The sequence below is a fragment of the Neobacillus sp. D3-1R genome (assembly GCF_052180215.1).
Lineage (GTDB): Bacteria > Bacillota > Bacilli > Bacillales > Cytobacillaceae > Pseudoneobacillus.
The window spans coordinates 454,359-473,468 of the sequence record NZ_CP197471.1; the positions used below are offsets into that span (position 1 = coordinate 454,359).

Annotated in this window: 20 protein-coding genes; 14 read left to right on the top strand and 6 right to left on the bottom strand. The window is 37.7% G+C overall.

What is annotated here, in order from left to right; genetic code table 11:
- The first annotated feature begins 15 nt into the window (after positions 1-15).
- Positions 16-1,254, top strand: coding sequence for an MFS transporter (locus ACSBPO_RS02255; RefSeq protein ID WP_442598362.1), 1,239 nt, complete (start codon positions 16-18; stop codon positions 1,252-1,254).
- 59 nt (positions 1,255-1,313) lie between these two features.
- The gene (locus tag ACSBPO_RS02260; RefSeq protein WP_442598364.1) at positions 1,314-1,844 is read left to right on the top strand and encodes a VanZ family protein; all 531 of its coding nucleotides are present in this window, start codon (positions 1,314-1,316) and stop codon (positions 1,842-1,844) included.
- Positions 1,845-1,897: 53 nt separating this feature from the next.
- On the opposite strand, the gene pepF is transcribed toward ACSBPO_RS02260, so the two are convergent.
- Positions 1,898-3,712: an oligoendopeptidase F gene (pepF, locus tag ACSBPO_RS02265; protein WP_442598366.1), complete on the bottom strand. Its 1,815-nt coding sequence runs from the start codon at positions 3,710-3,712 to the stop codon at positions 1,898-1,900.
- A 246-nt stretch (positions 3,713-3,958) separates the two neighbouring features.
- On the bottom strand, positions 3,959-4,396 hold the full coding sequence (locus tag ACSBPO_RS02270) for a GyrI-like domain-containing protein (RefSeq protein WP_442598368.1): 438 nt from the start codon (positions 4,394-4,396) through the stop codon (positions 3,959-3,961).
- A gap of 104 nt (positions 4,397-4,500) precedes the next feature.
- Between ACSBPO_RS02270 and ACSBPO_RS02275 the strand changes: the two genes are divergently transcribed.
- Complete coding sequence (locus ACSBPO_RS02275) at positions 4,501-5,190, top strand: GyrI-like domain-containing protein (RefSeq protein ID WP_442598370.1); 690 nt, start codon at positions 4,501-4,503, stop codon at positions 5,188-5,190.
- Positions 5,191-5,250: 60 nt separating this feature from the next.
- On the opposite strand, the gene ACSBPO_RS02280 is transcribed toward ACSBPO_RS02275, so the two are convergent.
- Positions 5,251-6,213: a D-2-hydroxyacid dehydrogenase gene (locus tag ACSBPO_RS02280; protein WP_442598372.1), complete on the bottom strand. Its 963-nt coding sequence runs from the start codon at positions 6,211-6,213 to the stop codon at positions 5,251-5,253.
- A 633-nt stretch (positions 6,214-6,846) separates the two neighbouring features.
- Between ACSBPO_RS02280 and ACSBPO_RS02285 the strand changes: the two genes are divergently transcribed.
- The 5 genes from ACSBPO_RS02285 (at position 6,847) to ACSBPO_RS02305 (ending at position 12,538) form a co-directional block, all read left to right on the top strand.
- Positions 6,847-7,860, top strand: a complete 1,014-nt coding sequence (locus ACSBPO_RS02285; protein WP_442598373.1) for an ABC transporter ATP-binding protein — start codon at positions 6,847-6,849, stop codon at positions 7,858-7,860.
- On the top strand, positions 7,841-8,809 hold the full coding sequence (locus ACSBPO_RS02290) for an ABC transporter ATP-binding protein (RefSeq protein ID WP_442598375.1): 969 nt from the start codon (positions 7,841-7,843) through the stop codon (positions 8,807-8,809). Before ACSBPO_RS02285 ends, ACSBPO_RS02290 begins: the two co-directional genes overlap by 20 nt.
- Before the next feature lie 47 nt (positions 8,810-8,856).
- Positions 8,857-10,488: an ABC transporter substrate-binding protein gene (locus ACSBPO_RS02295; RefSeq protein ID WP_442598377.1), complete on the top strand. Its 1,632-nt coding sequence runs from the start codon at positions 8,857-8,859 to the stop codon at positions 10,486-10,488.
- A 122-nt stretch (positions 10,489-10,610) separates the two neighbouring features.
- A complete protein-coding gene (locus ACSBPO_RS02300; protein ID WP_442598379.1) occupies positions 10,611-11,618 on the top strand; it encodes an ABC transporter permease in 1,008 nt (335 codons plus the stop codon).
- Positions 11,619-11,635: 17 nt separating this feature from the next.
- Positions 11,636-12,538 carry an ABC transporter permease gene (locus ACSBPO_RS02305; protein WP_442598381.1) on the top strand — a complete coding sequence of 301 codons (903 nt, stop codon included), beginning with the start codon at positions 11,636-11,638 and terminating at the stop codon, positions 12,536-12,538.
- 68 nt (positions 12,539-12,606) lie between these two features.
- Here the strand turns inward: ACSBPO_RS02305 and ACSBPO_RS02310 are convergent, their stop codons facing one another.
- The 3 genes from ACSBPO_RS02310 to ACSBPO_RS02320 are packed head-to-tail and all read right to left on the bottom strand — an operon-like array spanning position 12,607 to position 13,601.
- Positions 12,607-13,038, bottom strand: coding sequence for an Hsp20/alpha crystallin family protein (locus ACSBPO_RS02310; RefSeq protein WP_442598382.1), 432 nt, complete (start codon positions 13,036-13,038; stop codon positions 12,607-12,609).
- 24 nt (positions 13,039-13,062) lie between these two features.
- The gene (locus tag ACSBPO_RS02315) at positions 13,063-13,305 is read right to left on the bottom strand and encodes a spore germination protein (RefSeq protein ID WP_442598383.1); all 243 of its coding nucleotides are present in this window, start codon (positions 13,303-13,305) and stop codon (positions 13,063-13,065) included.
- Between the two features lie 14 nt (positions 13,306-13,319).
- Positions 13,320-13,601 carry a spore germination protein gene (locus tag ACSBPO_RS02320; protein ID WP_442598385.1) on the bottom strand — a complete coding sequence of 94 codons (282 nt, stop codon included), beginning with the start codon at positions 13,599-13,601 and terminating at the stop codon, positions 13,320-13,322.
- Positions 13,602-14,015: 414 nt separating this feature from the next.
- Here ACSBPO_RS02320 and ACSBPO_RS02325 point away from each other — a divergent pair, with 414 nt between their 5' ends.
- The 6 genes from ACSBPO_RS02325 to map all read left to right on the top strand — a co-directional run bounded on the left by ACSBPO_RS02325 (position 14,016) and on the right by map (position 19,082).
- Entirely contained in the window at positions 14,016-14,237 is a 222-nt protein-coding gene (locus tag ACSBPO_RS02325) for a FeoA family protein (protein WP_442598387.1), read from the top strand.
- Between the two features lies 1 nt (position 14,238).
- Positions 14,239-16,248 (top strand): ferrous iron transport protein B, encoded by a 2,010-nt coding sequence (gene feoB / locus ACSBPO_RS02330; RefSeq protein ID WP_442598389.1) that lies wholly within the window; start codon positions 14,239-14,241, stop codon positions 16,246-16,248.
- Between the two features lie 16 nt (positions 16,249-16,264).
- The gene (locus ACSBPO_RS02335; RefSeq protein ID WP_442598391.1) at positions 16,265-16,435 is read left to right on the top strand and encodes a FeoB-associated Cys-rich membrane protein; all 171 of its coding nucleotides are present in this window, start codon (positions 16,265-16,267) and stop codon (positions 16,433-16,435) included.
- 604 nt (positions 16,436-17,039) lie between these two features.
- Positions 17,040-17,378, top strand: a complete 339-nt coding sequence (locus ACSBPO_RS02340) for a PadR family transcriptional regulator (protein WP_442598392.1) — start codon at positions 17,040-17,042, stop codon at positions 17,376-17,378.
- Positions 17,378-17,899, top strand: a complete 522-nt coding sequence (locus tag ACSBPO_RS02345; protein ID WP_442598394.1) for a DUF2812 domain-containing protein — start codon at positions 17,378-17,380, stop codon at positions 17,897-17,899. The genes ACSBPO_RS02340 and ACSBPO_RS02345 overlap by 1 nt, the downstream gene beginning before the upstream one ends.
- Before the next feature lie 442 nt (positions 17,900-18,341).
- Positions 18,342-19,082 carry a type I methionyl aminopeptidase gene (gene map, locus ACSBPO_RS02350; RefSeq protein WP_442598396.1) on the top strand — a complete coding sequence of 247 codons (741 nt, stop codon included), beginning with the start codon at positions 18,342-18,344 and terminating at the stop codon, positions 19,080-19,082.
- The last annotated feature ends 28 nt before the right edge of the window (positions 19,083-19,110 follow it).

Here is a 19,110-nt window from a genome sequence, read left to right on the forward strand (position 1 = left end):
AGGAAAGTGATCTTAATGTTATGGACGGAAAAGCGGAGAGGGGCAGTACTAACGAAAGAGAGGCAACCATCCGTTTGGAAGAATGCAAATTTTGTTATCTTGCTAGTTTCGGGTGCTGTCTTTTCTATTGGAAGTAAAATATATGAGCTTACACTGCCACTCATCCTGTATCAATACACAAGCTCTGCTGTGGTGATGTCCACGATGAGAGGGATAGAGTTTTTGCCGAATTTGCTTTTAGCCATGTTTATTGGGGTTTTAGTGGACCGTGCTCATAAAAAACGCTGGTCACTTTGGGCGATTTTTTTCCAAGTCATTATTTTATTTAGTTTGTTTTTTGCCATAGAGTGGGGTGTTAGTTCAAATCTGCTATTCTATGTTTGCGGCTTTTTATTAATGATGTTTAGTTATGCCTATTTTAATGCAAGAGCAAGCATTGTTAAGTTATCATTGCCAAATGAAATGTTAACCTCCGCCAATGCTTCCTTTAATTTTATCTCTACGCTGATTGGTATTATGGGGCCAACTATAACTGGAATCATTTTAATGTTTTCGAGCTTACACTTAGGATTACTGATAACAGCAGTAGCGTTTGTCTTCGTTTATTTTGTTCTACTGATGTTAAAAACGGATGAATCAGTGTCACGTTCTGTTAAAGAAGGGTTTTGGAAGGAGTTAAAAGAAGGTTGGGTGGAGCTATACCATAACAAGACATTATGGCTGATCACGATAACCGTCATTTTTCTAAATTCAACAGCAGGTATGGTGGATACCACGGTCATCTTTTATGCAAAGGATGTATTAAAGCTTACTGATGCCAAGCTTGGGATGCTATTGTCCTTTGCCGGTGTAGGCGGCCTAATTGGAAGTTTAATAGTAGGCAAAGTGAGAGAAAGGTGGTCAACAGGACCCATTATTGTTGTGACAACTCTTTTGATAGGTCTATCCTATACCCTTTTGGTGTCTAACATTTTTTGGGTAGTGGGTATCGGACTTTTATTAAACGGATTGTTTACAACCATTAGTAGCGTGTGTATCTGGACATACCGCCAAGAATCTACTCCTCAACAATTGATAGGGAGAATAAGTGGAATAACAGGTTCTATTTTTAAACTTGGAATGCCTTTTGCTATCTTCGCGGCAGGCTGGCTATCTGAACTAACCCATCCTGAATATGTTTTCTTAATTGCTCTTGTCGGGAATATCATGATTTTCTTGTTTTGCCGTTTTAGTTTGTTGTGGAATAGGGAATAAATGGTTAAACCTGAAACTTAATCGGCTCGACTTCGTCTAAAGTATGAGGTGAAGAGATCTTGATAACAGTACCATTTGTAATAACGCTAATTCTATCCATCATTCTATGGATTATCTATAGATTGAAAAAGAAGGAGAAAAACGTTAATAGATTTCACGAAATAAAGTGGCTTTTATGGATTCTTTATTTAAATGGGATTTATTTTGTTACATTCGAACCGTTTGAATTTTATGTTCAAAACCTGAATGCTATTCAGCTTTATTTAGTACCTTTTGAACAGATTGTGTTGCAGTTTAGTAGAAATTCCGTTTTAGCTTGGTACTATTTATTAGCTAATATCATCTTGATGGTTCCCCTTGGATTTTTTATTCCTTTTTTGGCAAAAAAGAAAAGAGGTTTACTTCAAACTGTCTTTTTGGGGTTCCTTTTTTCATTCACGATAGAAGTCGTTCAAGCCGTTTTTACGTTTAGAAGTGCAGACATCGATGATTTAATTTTTAACACATTTGGGGTATTCATTGGTTATATATTTTTTAAAATGGTATCACCACTATTGGTTACGGTGAAAAAAAGATACTTACAAGTTTAAAAACAAAACGGTTGCTTTCGAAGAGCAACCGTTTTGTTTTTACTATGAACCTTTTATTCGTATGAACGTTCAAGCTCATCAATTAATGAGCCTACATAAGCAACTGCTTTGCGAATTGAATCAGGTTTTGACATATCTACCCCAGCATGCTGCATTAGTTCAAGCGGCTTCATGGTTCCGCCAGCACGAAGTACATCTAACCAGCGGTCCACAACGGGCTGTCCTTCCTCTTGAATCATTTGCGAAACAGCAGTAGAAGCGGTTAAACCTGCTGAGTAGGTATAAGAATATAATCCCATATAATAATGCGGCTGGCGCATCCAGGTTAAGTTTGCCCCTTCATCCAACTCCACGGTATCTCCCCAGAATTCAGAAAGAACATTACCTTTTACTTCTGAAAGTGTGGTAGCTGTAAGAGCAGCACCATTTTCGGCAAGCTTATACACTCGACGTTGGTATTCGCCTTCAAGAATATGGGTAACAAAGTTATGATAATAGGTTCCTAAAAGCTGTAAAATGATCCAACGGCGCATTTGTTTATCTTCAGTTCCTGCGAAAAGATGATTAGCGAGAAGCATTTCATTCATCGTAGAAGGAGCTTCAACAAAGTACATAGATGGACGAGTGTTCATGATTCTTTGGTTTTTATTAGCTAAATAGAAATGCCCGGCATGACCTAGTTCGTGAGCAAGAGTGAAAACATTACGCATCGTATTTTGCCAAGTAATTAAAATATATGGGTGGGATCCATATGGGCTCGAACAGAAAGCTCCAGTTGATTTACCCACATTATCCGCAAGGTCGACCCATCGTTCAGATAAGGCTTTTTCCATAATCTCGCTGTATTCTGGTCCCATTACTTTAAGTGCCTCAAGAATCAATTTGCTTGCTTCTTCATATGACATGCTAGGGCTGAAATCAGAATCTAACGGTGCTTTTAAATCACAGAAGAGCACTTTATCAAGACCTAAAACGCGTTTCTTTAATTGTGCGTAACGTCTCATATGTGGAGCAAGCTCTTTTGTGATAATGTCTAACTGGTTATTATACATTTCTTCTGTCACCTGCTGCGGGTCTAGTAGCATTTGAGTGACAGAATCATAGTTTCTTAGGCGGGAAAGGGCAACCTGTTTTTTCACTTCTGTTGCATAGGTGGTAGCAAAGGTATTCTTATATTGATTTAATGTATTTTTGAATGATTCGTAAGCTTTTCTGCGTACATAAGTGTCAGGTGAAAATTCGTAACGTGTTTCAAATAGGGAAAAGGAGACTGGCAGTTCATTGCCTTTTTCATCTTCAATAGGTGCGAACTGCATATCTGTTAATTTACTCATTAGGAAAATATTATAAGGTGCATTGTGGACTTCTCCAAGGGCAGCAATCGCTTCTTCTGTTTCAGGAGATAATCTATGCTTTTTGTTTTGAAGCAGCTCTGTTAAATTTTTTCGGAATGGTTCAAGTTTGGATTCTTCCTTTAAATAGGTTTCTACCGTTCCATCAGGCAAAGCTAATACTTCAGAATCAATGAAAGATAAGGCTGCACTCACTTTTGTTCTTAAAGCGGAAAGCTTGGAGGAGTTTGCTTGATTAACAGGGTCAGTTCCATCAGCTGATTGTCTTAAGTTGGCAAAAGTCCAAACTTTAATAAGTTTCATCGAAATTTGTTCTTGGGCAGTTAAGCATTGTAATAAAGTTTTTGCATCAGTATGTAGTTGACCTTTAAACTTGGCGATATCAGTGATATCTTTTTCAATTACTGCCATTTCAGCTTCCCAAGCTTCATCTGAAACGATTAGATCATCAAGATTCCAGGTTAATTCCGTTGGTACTTCAGCACGAGTGAGACGTCTTTCAATCGTTTTTGTCATTGAATTTTCCCCCTTGTTTATAGCTTGCATTTTTCTTTCTTAGCCCAATTCATTTTATGGGACAGGTATGTAAAAAAGACTAAAAGGTTTATATTAATTTTATATTTATTTGAATATTTTGTACAATAAAATATTTCGATTGACTAATTAAATTTTGAGGGGGATGCTTCCTTTACCGAATTAACGCACCGGGGGTCGGACCCCCGGTGCGTTAATTCGGTAAAGTGTGTTTGTTTCTTTTTCGTTTTAGATGATTTTGAAGTAGAGGTCGTAGCCTTCTTCAGGGTTATTTTCGTGGGTGTATTGAATTTTGAAATCTAATGGGTCGATGGTTAAATGATTGTCTTTTGCCCATTGGATCATGGCGCCGAAGGTTTGTGCTATTTCCATGACCGACCCAGTGTGTTTCGTATAAAGATATTGTTGTTCCGGGATATGCACACCTTCGAATCCTTCTGGAATTTCGCTCAAATCTGATACTTCCACACATACGAGTTGAGTGAATTCTTCATTTACTAATTGGAGACAGATATCTAGGATATTAGGAGAAATACGGTTTTTCACTTCTGCTTTTCTTTCTATTACTTCTTTCCATGCTTTGGGCATTTCAACCCCAAGCTCCTGCCAATGAGCAATGACCTTTTTCCCGACAACATTAAACGCTTCTTTCTTTACGATTTGCATGGTTTAGTCCCTACCTTTATTATTGTCAATAAATTCTATCTCTTTTATAATACATGAGAATGTTGCCAAAACCTGACATAATTCAATAGGAAAGAAGAAAATATATGAGTAAAACACAAAGATTTCTAGAGTTAATGGATAGAGTAAAGCAAAAAAGAAGCTTTACTGTTCAGGAATTAGCAGATGAATTTCATGTATCTTATCGTACGATGTGGCGGTATTTACAAGAATTGAGCACACTTGGCATTGCGTTATATTCTGAGCCTGGAAGTAATGGAGGTTATAGAATATTAGAAGAGAAACATTCCGCTCCAATTGAAATCATCTTTAAGCCAAAGACCACTTATGTGGGCTTTACCTTTGATGCTCCATACATAGCCAAGCAAGAAACGGAAATATTAGCTCCTAGACTATGGCTGCAGCTTTTAAGTCGATTAAGTGAAATCAAAAACCTTAAATATCCAATACAAAAAGTGGCTTTGGCAAAGTATCGAAAAGAGGATTTCAGTTACTTTATCACGGTTGAGGTAAATAAAAGGGAAAGTGATAGTGTCCCACCTGGAATGACGGAGATCACTGTCCCAGCTACGACCTATGCGGTGAAGACGCATGTTAAAACATTGGAGCTAGATCAGGTTATACAAACCTATGAGGAAATATATAGGTGGATAAGTAGGAATGGATTTGAAAAGCTAGACCAGGACTATCATTTAGAAGCCTATGGAGAAAAGTTTAGACCGAATGCCCCGCAAACCAATTTTGAAATTTATGTCCCAATCCAAAAGTTCAAATAAAGAGTACGGTGCTTTAATAAATTAACGCGACGGGGGTCTGACCCCCGTCGCGTTAAAGCGTTAATATCCTTTTCGATAGTCGACTAGATTAATGGAAGGGATTTGCCCTTCGTTATACTTTTTAAAGTTTGGAATGAAGATGTCTTCGATGACTCTTTGATTATAGTTTTCGGTTGATCCGGCTGTGTGCGGAGTGATGATGACATTTTCAAGGTCCCATAATGGATGGTCTTCAGAAAGTGGTTCCTTTTCGAAAACATCAAGACCAGCTCCAGCGATTTTGCCTTCTGTTAATGCTTTAATAAGCTCCTCTTCAACTGCAATTTCTCCGCGACCAATATTGATAAAGAAAGAGGAAGGCTTCATCAGGTTGAATTGCTCAGCACCAAATAAATGATGTGTCTCTTTCGTTAATGGCAGAGTTATAACTACATAGTCACATTGGGGTAAGACTTCGTTTAATTTTTCCGTTGTATACATTTCATCAACAAACTCTTCTGCTGCCCCAGAATGGCGGATTCCTAATACCTTCATTCCAAAAGCCTTGGCAATTTTCGCTGTTTCCTTTCCGATCGCTCCAACCCCGATGATTCCAACTGTTTTTCCGTGTAGCTCCAGTTTCAGTCCTGAATGATGCCATGTTTTAGATTGTTGGTTTTTCACGTATGTATGAATTTTTCTTGTTAATGCCAGCATCAGTGCAAAAATCGTTTCGGAGATAGGGAATGCATGTACACCATTAGCACTTGTTAAATGGATACCTTTGGACTCCAATTCAGCTAAGGGCAGATTATTGACGCCTGCACTCCAAGCTTGCAGCCATTTAAGCTTGGAATCAGCTCCAAACCCAAAAGCAGCAATCTCTTTTTTCCACCCGGCAATAATCTCTGCATCCCTTAAATGTTCCTGCCATACTTCCGGTTCTTTTCCGATGATTAACTCCCATCCTTCAGCCACACTTTTTAGGCTATGAACTAAACGTTCTTCTAAGTTTTGTGTAATGACTAACTTCCTTTGCTTCATATTCTTCATCCCTCCAGTATGTTTCGTCTATCTAAATATAATCTTAACAAATATAAAAGCAGAATAAGAGAGACTTTCAATCTTTTTTTGATTGTCTAGCTCCAGCGCCTAGCCCCTCGAGGTCAAATAACCTCTAGAGTAAGAAGTCAAAGTTCAGACTTCTTACTCTAGAGAACATTTGCTTGTCGGGGCTAATCAAGGCGCTTGCGCTTTTCATAGAAGCAAAAAACTTTAATTCAAGAAAATAGAGTAATAGGAATGATATCAGAGTCATCATCATAAATTTTGATGATAGTCAATTATAGAAGGTATAGCAATATTAGAATAATAATTTAGGGACTCTAAATATATGGTGGGCAAATTTTCCACAAACAGGATTCTCACCCTATAAATTTTTCATGTAAAAAGTTTTGTATCCTTGTTGCGCTAATGTATGAAAGACATTGGGGTGCATAGGAAATACCAAAAATTAGAATAACATTATACCAAAAGTTACATTCTTTTAAAAAAATTTACAGTGGTGACAAATTTCGACAGAATTTTCAGAATTATATATGTCATAATAGTCGTAATATTTATTATATTGTAATAATCAGATAATAAAGAATATCGAATTTCAAGGCAGGTGTAAATGTGAGCAAGGATCCTATTCTTAAAATAAGAGATTTAAAGGTTTCATTTTTAGCAGGAAAAAAATATGTTGCTGCTGTAGACGGTGTTAGCTTTGATTTGAAAGACGGAGAAATCCTGGGGATTGTTGGGGAATCCGGAAGTGGTAAAAGTGTTACCTCTTTAACAACAATGGGATTAATTCCAATGCCTCCTGGCAAGGTGGAGAATGGTGAAATCACATTTGATGGTAAAGACTTAACGAATCTATCAGAAAAAGAGTGGCGTAAAATCCGTGGTAATCAAATCTCGATGATTTTCCAAGAGCCGATGACCTCTCTAAATCCATTGTTTACCATTGGCAATCAGTTAGTGGAAGCCATTCGATTACATACTGATTTATCAAAAGCTGAAGCTAAAATTCGCAGCCTGGAATTATTGAAGCTAGTTGGAATTCCAAGAGCAGAAGGGATATTAAAAGAACATCCACACCAGCTATCCGGTGGGATGAGACAAAGGGTCATGATTGCCATGGCTATGGCATGTAATCCTAAGGTCCTTATTGCGGACGAGCCTACAACAGCACTTGATGTAACCATCCAGGCACAGATTTTAGCCTTAATGAAAGATTTAAATAAGAAGACTGACACTTCTATTATTTTAATTACTCATGATTTAGGAGTTGTAGCTGAAATTTGTGAACGTGTCATTGTGATGTACTCAGGTCAAATTGTGGAGCAAGGCGATGTAAGAACCATTCTTAAAAACCCCCAGCATCCATATACAAAAGGCTTGTTAAGATCTGTACCGGATCTTCGTGGAAAAAAAGACCGTCTCTACAGCATCCCAGGCAGTGTACCGGCACCGGGAACAATCCAAAAGGGTTGCCGCTTTGCTGCAAGATGTGAGTCTGCTTTTGGAAAATGCTTTGAGGAATCACCTGAATTACTTCCAATGGACAAGAGTGGACATGAGGTAAGATGTTTCCTACATACAATGAATGAAAGGAGTGACGAGCATGTCGGAGTTACTTCTTGAGGTAAATGGCTTGAAAAAGTACTTCCCGATAACCGGGGGACTTTTTGGGAAAAAGCAAGGTGATGTCAAAGCAGTGGATGATGTATCCTTCTATGTGAGAAAAGGGGAAACATTAGGAATTGTTGGGGAAAGTGGTTGTGGAAAATCCACCACTGGTCGGTTGCTCATGCGTTTAATTGAAGCAAGTGATGGAAAAATCATGTTTGAAGATAAAGAGATTACGAGTATGTCTAAGTCTGAACTTAGAAAAACTCGTCGAGACATCCAAATGGTGTTTCAAGATCCCTATGCATCGCTAAATCCGCGTCACTCGATTGAGCAAATTTTAGAAGAACCTCTTATTGTTCATGGGATAGGAACAAAAGAGGAACGAAAAAAACAAGTAAGAGAAATGCTTGAAGTAGTAGGGTTAAGCAGCTATCACGCCAAACGTTATCCTCATCAATTTAGTGGAGGACAACGGCAGCGAATTGGTATCGCTAAAGCGTTAATGACTAAGCCGAAGTTAATTATTGCGGACGAACCTGTTTCTGCACTCGATGTATCCATTCAAGCTCAAGTATTGAACTTAATGAAGGATATTCAAAAAGAATTTCAGCTTACCTATATCTTTATTGCCCATGATTTAGGTGTTGTTCGTCATATTAGTGATCGCGTTGGTGTGATGTATTTAGGTAGATTAATAGAATTGGCAGACAGTGAGGAGCTTTATGAAAATCCAAAGCATCCCTATACAAAAGCACTATTATCTGCCGTTCCAATTCCTGATCCAGATATTAAAAGGGAAACTATTTTGATTGAAGGAGAGCTTCCAAGCCCAGCGAACCCTCCATCTGGATGTGCCTTCCATACAAGATGCTCAGAGTGTATGGATATTTGTAAAACAACAAGGCCAACTGAGCGCGATTTAAATGGTCATTTTGTTGCATGTCACTTGTACAACGAGTAGCATGCCGCATTGATGATATATAAAAAAGAAATAGGGGGAAAAAATGCATGAAGAAAAATTCTTTCAAAATGCTGTTGATTGCGATTTTAGCAATCAGTATGTTCCTTGTTGGCTGTACAAGCAAAACAAACGAACCTGCAGACAGCAGCAGTAGCAAAGATAATGGTACAGAAGAAAATACAGCACCAGCAAAAGATGTACTTGTGTACGGACGCGGAGGGGATTCTGCTTCTCTTGATCCAATTACAACAACTGAAGGGGAAACCTTCAAGGTAACAGAAAATATTTTTGAAACACTAACTCAGTTTGGTGATTCAGATACTACAGTGAATCCTGGTCTTGCTGAATCATGGGATATCTCTGATGATGCTTTAACTTATACATTCAAGCTTCGTGAGGGTATTAAATTCCATGACGGCACTGACTTTAACGCAGATGCAGTTGTCTTCAACTTCAACCGTTGGATGAATGGGGATGAAGAAAAATTCCCGTACTATACAATGTTTGGTGGTTATGTAAACGATGAAGGTCACGTTATTAAAGAAGTGACAGCTGTTGATGAACATACAGTTCAATTTGTTTTAAAAAGACCACAAGCTCCGTTCTTAAAGAACTTAGCAATGTCTCCATTCGGTATTGCCAGCCCAGCAGCTATCGAAAAGTATGGGGATGAATTCAGAGCAAACCCAGTTGGTACTGGACCATTCAAATTTGTGGAGTGGAAAGCAAATGATACGATCACAATTGAAAAGAACCCAGACTACTGGCAAGCAGGATTACCTAAGCTAAGTAAAGTTATTTTCCGTGTTATTCCTGAAAATACAGCTCGCTTAAATGCTCTTGTTAATGGTGAGATTGATATTATGGATGGATTAAATAACTCTGACGAAGCAGCAGTATTAGGAAATGCTAACCTTCAAGTGCTTGAACGTCCATCTATGAACGTATCGTATATTGGATTAAACAATACGAAAAAACCGTTTGATAACAAGCTAGTACGTCAAGCGATTAACTATGCTATTAATAAGCAAGCGATCATTGATGCTTTCTATGGTGGTAAAGCAGATGCAGCGGTTAACCCAATGCCTCCATCAATCGAAGGTTACAATGATGCAGTTCAACCATATGAATACAATGTAGATAAAGCAAAAGAATTATTAGCTGAAGCAGGATATGCGGATGGATTTGAAATTGATTTCTGGGCACCGCCAATTCCACGTGGATATTTACCAGAAGGAATGAAGGTTGCTGAGGTTGTTCAAGCAGACTTAGCGAAAATCGGTGTGAAGGCTAATATCCAAACAATTGACTGGACTACGTATGTACAAAAAGCGGCAGCTGGTGAATTTAGTGCCTTCATGATGGGTTGGACAGGTGACAATGGAGACCCTGACAACTTCTTATATACCTTACTTGATAAAGATGCTATTGGAAGTAACAATAACGCTTACTATAGCAGTGACGAGTTACATGATATCTTAATTAAAGCTCAAACCATTACTGATCAAGCAGAACGTAATGAGCTTTACAAGCAAGCTCAGGTTATCATTCATGAGGATGCTCCATGGGTTCCGCTTACTCACTCTATTCCATTATTAGCAGCAAGTAAGGATTTAAAGAACTATATTCCGCATCCAACTGGATCTGAATCATTAATCAATGTAGAATTTGCAAATTAATCATTTAAAGCAATGAACCTAATAACAATGTTTGAAAAGGGGAGGGAGCTTTGCCTCCCCTTTTATTAACTAATAGGAGATATAAATATAGGCTTCAATGTTTTGAATAAGGGGTGAAAGCAGTGTTCAATTATACGGTCCGCCGTTTATTTTCATTAATCCCAGTTCTGTTTGGAATGACCCTTGTTGTTTTTGCCATTATTCATGCCATACCAGGAAATCCAGCTCAGGTTATCCTGGGACAAAGAGCTACAGCAGATTCCATTGCTGCATTAACAACACAATTAGGGTTAGACCGACCTTGGTACATACAGTATTTCGATTATTTAGGTTCCCTTTTCCAAGGTGATTTAGGAACTTCCTTACGAACACATGCACCAATCAATCAAGAACTTTGGCCATACCTAGCAGCCACATTTGAATTAACCCTAGCAGCAATGATCATAGCGGTTGTTATCGGTGTAAATGCCGGAATTATTAGTGCGTGGTTTTCAAAATCCTGGTTTGATTATGTGGCGATGGTATTTGCCCTTGTTGGAGTGTCTATGCCGATTTTTTGGCTAGGGCTAATGATGCAATGGGGATTCTCGATTGAGTTAGGTTGGCTACCAACAACGGGAAGAAATGATGTAAGAGATCCAATACAGTCAATTACCAATTTGTATATGATTGATACCTTATTGCAAGGAAGATTTGACCAATTTATTGTCGTTATTAAGCATTTATTATTACCAAGCTTAGCGCTAGCTACGATTCCAATGGCGATTATCGCTAGAATGACCCGAGCAACGATGTTAGAGGTGATGAAGTCCGACTTTATTCGTACAGCTCGTGCAAAAGGATTGGGAATGTTCTGGGTAGTCTACAAGCATTCATTAAAAAATGCCATTATTCCTGTTTTAACCATCATCGGTTTACAGACTGGATTGCTTTTAGGTGGAGCGATATTAACGGAAACGATTTTTGGCTGGCCAGGTGTTGGAAGATATATTTATGATGCGATTAATTTCCGTGATTATCCTGTCATCCAATCTGGTATCTTAATTATCGCCGCGATTTTTGTGCTCATTAACTTAATAGTGGATTTATTATACGTCGTAGTAGATCCGAGAATTAAATACAATAAATAGAAAGGGAGGAATCTAGAGTGGCTGAACTTGCAAAAAATTCGGCAGAGCTAAATTTGCCGAATGTGAAAGAAGAAGAGCTAGTACCTCCATGGAAAGAAGCGTGGCTTTCTTTTACAAAAAATAGACTCGCATTAGCTGGTTTAGTGATTGTGGTCTTTTTTATCGTAGTGGCGATATTTGCTCCAGTCATTGCACCTAGCAGCTTTGATGAGCAGAACTTAGTGGAACGCTTTAAATCTCCATCAAGCGAACATTATTTTGGTACCGATGATTTTGGACGTGATATTTTCTCACGTGTTGTCTATGGAGCAAGAATTTCTTTATGGGTAGGTTTTTTCTCAGTACTAGGATCTGTGATTTTTGGGACCATGTTAGGAATTATCGCAGGATATTATGGTCGCTGGATTGACTCAATTATTTCCAGAGTCTTTGATATTATGCTTGCTTTCCCAAGTATTCTTTTGGCTATTGCGGTAGTTGCGATTCTTGGACCATCCTTAAGAAATGCGTTAATTGCGATTGCAGTCATTAATATTCCAAACTTTGGCCGTCTTGTTCGTTCAAAGGTACTTAGTGTGAAGCAAGAGGAATATATTATGGCAGCCCGAGCTGTCGGTATGAAGGATTCCAGAATACTTTTACGCCATATATTGCCGAATAGTATTTCGCCTGTTATTGTCCAAGCTACCTTAGCGATTGCAACGGCTATTATCGAAGCAGCAGCCCTTGGATTCCTGGGGATGGGGGCTTCAGCTCCAACACCTGAATGGGGTAAAATGCTAGCTGACTCGAAAAATTATATCATGCAAGCACCTTGGACTTTATTCTTTCCAGGGGTAGCCATCATGTTAACGGTTCTTGGCTTTAACTTAATGGGAGATGGACTAAGAGATGTTCTTGATCCAAAAATGAAACAATAAAGAGACTCCAATGTGAGTCTCTTCTTTTGGTGCTTATTTGGAAATAATTTAACCAATTTTGCTGTAGGCTATGAAAATAAGTTGATGGGTAAGGGAATATTTTGCCGAGGGTAGGTAACTTGAATCAATCCTTGATGATAGTGAATCTGAATAAGGTGTGGCTCCGTTGGCTCGGGTAGATGAATGACTCTTTCAAATTCCCCGTAGAATCTTTCTGTATTTATCACCATTTCCTTTGGAAATAACGGTTTAATCATTCCTTTGATTAGTAGATGTGAGTTTGACTGAAGAGAAATATGAATGTCATTAGGCTGAACACCAGGAATTTCAAGAATAAGACATATAGATGAATCGTTTTGATAACAATCCGCCAAAGGGTAATTTCCTCTTTTCTGAAAAAATGTTTCAGGAGGATGGTGGTCAAATATTTTTTTCCAAAAATCATTTCCTTGCAACTTGTTAGACATTTCCAGCCAGTGTCTCATTTTTTCAACGTTCATAGTATCCTCCAAATGATGTAAGGATTATAGCTGATTTGCGATTGGTGCTGATGGATTCGCAATTTGACCTTGGTCACTAATATCCGGGTCAATCATTCCGGAATTAATCTGAGAGGCAGAAGGAGATATATCACCTAAAGAAAAGTTTGTTCCAACAAATTTCATGTTAGAGGTATGACTGTTATGAACAGTTGGTCCAACGTCAACATTGGCATTATTGGTCATACCATTTACCTTGATATTAAAAATATTTATTTGATAGGGCATAATAAACCTCCAAATTACTCGTTTTCAGGGACTGGTACTGGAAGTGGGACTGGATAAGGGGCGCCAGCCGCTGCCGTATCCGTGTTAGCAATAGCCGTTTGATCATTTACATCTGGATCAATATAAGTACTTTCCATTATAGATTCAGTAGGAGAGGTATCACCGTATGATGAATTGATACCCTGTGATTTATTATTAGCTGTATGACTATTATGAGTGGCATCCCCAATCGTGACAGACCCGTTCCCTGATATACTGTTAATTTTTAAATAATATAAATTTACGATGGTTTGCATATTTTCACCCTCATTTAATCTTTAAAGTACTATATGCAAACAAGTGCCCAAGGGTTCATGATGAAGGAGTATTGAAACAACCTAATCAAACAGCTTTTATTAGACACAACCCAAACAGTCAATTTTGGTTTTCGTGAATATATTATAGTAGGAATGGGGGTCCCGATTAGTTCTTTATCGAAGGTTGGAATTTGAAGTCTAGCACATGGTGTTAGATTTTTTTTGTATAAAAATAGCCAGTCAAATTTCCCTTAAAACTTCATCAAATTATATATGTCCTATTTTTACCATATCAATTGTGACAAAACGTTCAAAAAGAAGTGAAAATTTACATGTTCACAGTAAGAAAATTAGTGTTATAATTTCCTTGAGAACAATTATCATTATTAGTTAGTAAAATTAGGAGGCTTTGCCATGAATCTAACAGATTTAAAGCAAGGTGCATCAGCTACCGTTTTTGATCTTACAAAAGTTAGCGATTTAGTAAAGCAACGTTTAATAGATATGGGACTTTTTGAAGGACAGGAAGTTTGTTTGAAATGCACAATGCCTTTTGGTGGTCCAGTGATGGTTGAGGTATGTGGCCAATGCATTAGTTTACGACGCAGAGAAGCAGCAAGTATCGGAGTGAAATAGAATGTCGCAATTTGCTCTATTCGGGAATCCGAATACAGGGAAAACATCATTATTTAATAATTTGACGGGTTCCTATGAATATGTTGGAAACTGGAGTGGAGTAACGGTAGAAAAAAAGGTTGGTAAGCTTCGTCATCACAACGGACAGCTTATAGACCTTCCAGGAGTATATTCATTAAATCCTCTTTCCAAAGATGAGGAAGTCGTAACGGAATTCCTATTAACGGACGAATTTGAAAAAATATTAAATATTGTAGATGCCTCTCAACTAAAGAGAAATCTACAGTTAACGATACAGTTATTAGAATTTGGCAAACCTCTTTTAGTCGGTTTAAATATGATTGATGTTGCTAAGACAAGAGGAATGTCTATAAATGAAAAGAAGCTTGGGGAAGTGCTTGGTGTAAGTATTGTTCCGATTATTGCTCGTTCAGGCAAAGGCTGTGACGTATTAAGTAAGGAACTAACGCTCACTTCAAATAAAGAGATAAAAGCTTCTCATTTCAAAATTGATTACGGCTTTGTAGAGTCTTCAATCGAGCAAGTTATAAAGCTTCTTCCTGATCGCTTGAGCATGAACAAAAGATGGCTTGCGATTCAATTTTTAGAAGGTAATAAACGAGTGGAAGCTTATTTAGATGGTTTAAATATTGATGGAACGGCCCTTTTGCAAATTAAAAAGGACGTAGAAGGAAAATTAGAAAATAGAGGATATAATCCTGCGATTAGACAATATATTTATAATATTCGTGATCAAAAAATCATGGCAATTATAAACGAAGTAACTTCAGTTGCTTCCTTACAAAAGAAAAATGCAACAGAGGTCATCGACCAAATTGTTACAAATAAGTTTCTAGGGTTACCGATTTTTCTATTATTTATGTATGTCATGTTCATGTTAACCTTTGATTGGCTCGGCTCTCCGTTAGCAGATTTATTGGATGCCTTTTTCTCAGGTCCGTTAACCAATATTTTGAAAAGCAGTTTAACGGCCATTGGGGCATCAAGCTTCATACAAGCATTAGTACTAGATGGAATTGTCGCCGGTGTTGGCGGGGTTCTAGTTTTTGTACCACAAATATTTATCATGTTCTTCCTAATCTCATTTTTGGAAGACTCAGGTTACATGGCTAGGGTAGCAATGGTTATGGACCGAGTGATGGAGACAATTGGACTGAATGGGAAAGCCTTTATCCCGATGATTATCGGTTTTGGTTGTAATGTACCAGGGATTATGGCGGCACGTACGATTGAACAACCGAAGGAACGATTATTAACGATTCTTTTGACGCCTTTAATGTCATGTTCGGCGCGTTTACCCGTGTATGCTTTGTTTGTTGAAGCATTCTTTGTGAAACATCAAGCGTTAGTGGTTTTATCATTATATGTTCTTGGTATTGTTGTGGCACTAGTGGTAGCACGAATTTTTTCTTCTTTATTTTTCAAAGAAGAAAGCAGCTTGTTTGTGATTGAACTGCCTCCTTACCGTGTCCCCCAAGCCTTAACACTTTGGAGAAGCACATGGGAGAAGGGTAAAGGATTTATTCGTAAAGCAGGAACGTTTATTTTCGGTGGTTCTGTGTTAATTTGGTTATTAGCTTATGCAGGTCCACATGGATTCAATGTGGAAATGGATGATAGTTTTCTAGCTATGATTGGTGGCTTAATAGCTCCAGTTTTAGCACCATTAGGATTTGGAACTTGGCAAGCAGGTGCTTCTTTATTAACAGGATTTATGGCAAAAGAAGTGGTTGTTTCCACGATGAATATCATTTACCATGTACCTGATACAACTTCCTTACAAGGAATCTTAAGTGAACATTATACAGATCTTTCTGCTTTTAGTTTTATGGCGTTTGTTCTGTTATATGTTCCTTGCTTAGCGACAGTAGCGACCATTAAGAAAGAAACAGGATCGACAAAATGGACTTATTTCTCCATTATTTACGCCTTACTGGTTGCTTATATCATTGCCATTGTTATTTATCAAATTGGTGGACTATTAATCTAGAAAGAAGGCGTGACACATGTTAGTAAATATCATAATTGGTTTAGCTATTTTTGGTTATGCCGGCTGGATGCTGACACGACATATTAAAAAAAGCACACAAGGAAAATGTGCAGCTTGTTCATTAAATAAATCCTGCAACACTTCTTGTTCGATTAATCCTGAAGGTCCAACGACGATTACAAAATAAAAATAACAGACGGACACCTCCTAAGATGGTTTAGGAGGTGTTTTTATTTTTATGGAAACTCATATAAATCACTTGAAAATTCCTTTAATGGACAAAGTTCTCCCACTATAGGTTCGAACTGTCCAATAGAAAGCGTTTATTGGACAAAATGCCTTTGTAAAGAGTAGGAACTGTCCAATAGGAGAGCTCTAATGGACAAAACGATTCGGTAAAGAGTAGGAACTGTCCAATAGGAGGGCTCTAATGGACAAAACGTCTCGGTAAAGAGTAGGAATTGTCCAATAGGAGGGCTCTAATGGACAAAACGTCTCGGTAAAGAGTAGGAACTGTCCAATAGAAAGGCTCTAATGGACAAAGCGCCACTGAAAAGAATAAGAAATGTCCAATAGGAGGGTTCTAATGGACAAGACACCTCTGAAAAGAGTAGGAACTGTCCAATATAAATAATTCAATTAGAATTTCCAAACTGGTATTTTTAAAAAGTTTCCAAATACCTCTTGACTAGTAAAAAAATACCAGTTATTATATCGATGTACGATATATCATATGACGTAATATCGGAGCTCGACGTATCAGATGCCGATATAAAAATAGGAGGGTTATCATGAAGAATACAGCTACTGAAAAATATCTCCCCCTTACACATACAACCTATTACATATTAATATCACTTGTGACCCCCTTACACGGATATGGAATTATGCAAAAGGTAGAGGAAATGAGTACAGGAGAAGTAAAACTTGGACCTGGGACATTGTATGGTGCATTAAGTAAATTAGAAAAACAGGGATTAATCGTCAAAACGGATGAGGATGAAGAGAGAAGAAAATGTTACGTACTTACCAATATAGGAAAACAAGTCGTAAAGCTTGAATGGGAACGTTTAAACACTCTTGTGGAAGTTAGTAAAAATATAGTAGCCGATATAGAGGTGGATCAATAATGGTAACAACGAAAAAGGTTTGGAAAATTTTCTTCGCTTGGCAAGACAACAAAGAGGAAGAATGGTTACAAGAAATGACACAAAAAGGCTGGGCTTTAAAGAAATCTAGGTTTGTATATACGTTTGAAAAAATAGAGCCAAGCAACTATGTCTATAAACTAGATTACAAGACAACAAGTAATAAAGATTTAGAAGAATATAAAGCCATTTTTGAAGATGCAGGCTGGGAGCATGTCACTCAATTTGGCAGCTGGCACTATTTTCGGACAAAAGCTAGTAATGCTGAAACACCGGACATTTATTCAGATAACGAATCGAAGATACAAAAATATAAAGGGTTAATGCATAGCCTGCTTGTGGGATTATTGGCAATGTTGGTCCTTTCACTTAATTTCTTTTTTAATCAAACAGGGGATTACACCATTTTAATAAAAGGGTTCTATATTGGAATACTTGCCCTGCTGGTTTGGGGAATTTGGAGGGTGCAACAAAAAATAAATCTATTAAAAGATAATAGGTGATACTAAATAATCGTTATGAGCATTATCATTCTGGTAAAGGTGAAGGAAAATCTTGAACAGGTTGAGTTAGCCAGTTAAAAAACAAGGTGTCATTTCTCAGTTTGTGAAGGAGATACGACACCTTGTTTTTATGATATTTTTTATAAAAAAAATTTCCAAATCACACTAAGAAAAAATCCTAAACCTGCAAAAAATACTCCAAGGCATGCCAGACTCGCAGGTGTTCCCCATTGGATATCCTTCATTTCAACCCCTCCTAACTATTAACCTAATTATAACCTTATCTAGGAAAAATGTCCTATTTATATTCAGAATATTAGAATAAAGAGTATGTAATAGCAATAGAATTCTACATATTAAATGTATTATTTGGTTTTTTTCGAGTGTAGGGGTACAATTTAGAACGTGGTATTAATGGAATTTATTATTGGTGGTGAAAGTTTTGATTGCAAAGACAGAAGAGCATATCAATGGTTTAAAGGAAATAGGGAAAATTGTGGCACAAATCCGAGATGAATTAGTCCAAAGAACGAAACCAGGAGTGACAACGAAGGAACTTGATGATATAGCAGGAGATCTTTTTGAAAAGGCGGGAGCTGTTTCTGCACCGAAAGGTATCTATGATTTCCCTGGATTCACTTGTATTAGTGTGAATGAAGAGGTGGCTCATGGAATTCCAGGAAGCCGTGTGATTCAAGAAGGAGATCTTGTAAATATAGATGTATCAGGTTCAAAAAATGGTTATTTTGCTGATACAGGTGTTTCCTTTGTAGTTGGTGAAGGGGATCCGATTTTATCGAAAATTTGTGAGGTTGCCAAAGAGGCATTTGAAGAAGGATTGAAAAAAATTAAGCCGGGCTCAAAAAAGAGTGGAATTGGGAAGGCTGTTATGCACACAGCTAAAAAACATGGGTTAACCGTCATCACGAACCTTACAGGACATGGTATAGGCCGTTCGATTCATGAAGCCCCTGACCATATTTATAATTATCATGAGCCATGGGATGATGAGCTGTTAAAGGACGGAATGGTGATAGCCTTTGAACCATTTATCTCAACGAAGGAAGAAGAAGTTTTCGAGATGGAGGATGGCTGGACTTTTGCAACAGAGGAAAGCTTTGTCGCCCAGTATGAGCATACACTCATTATTACAAAAAATGGTCCAGTTATCTTAACTTTATAATACAGCGGAAAAGAGCCTTATCAAAAGG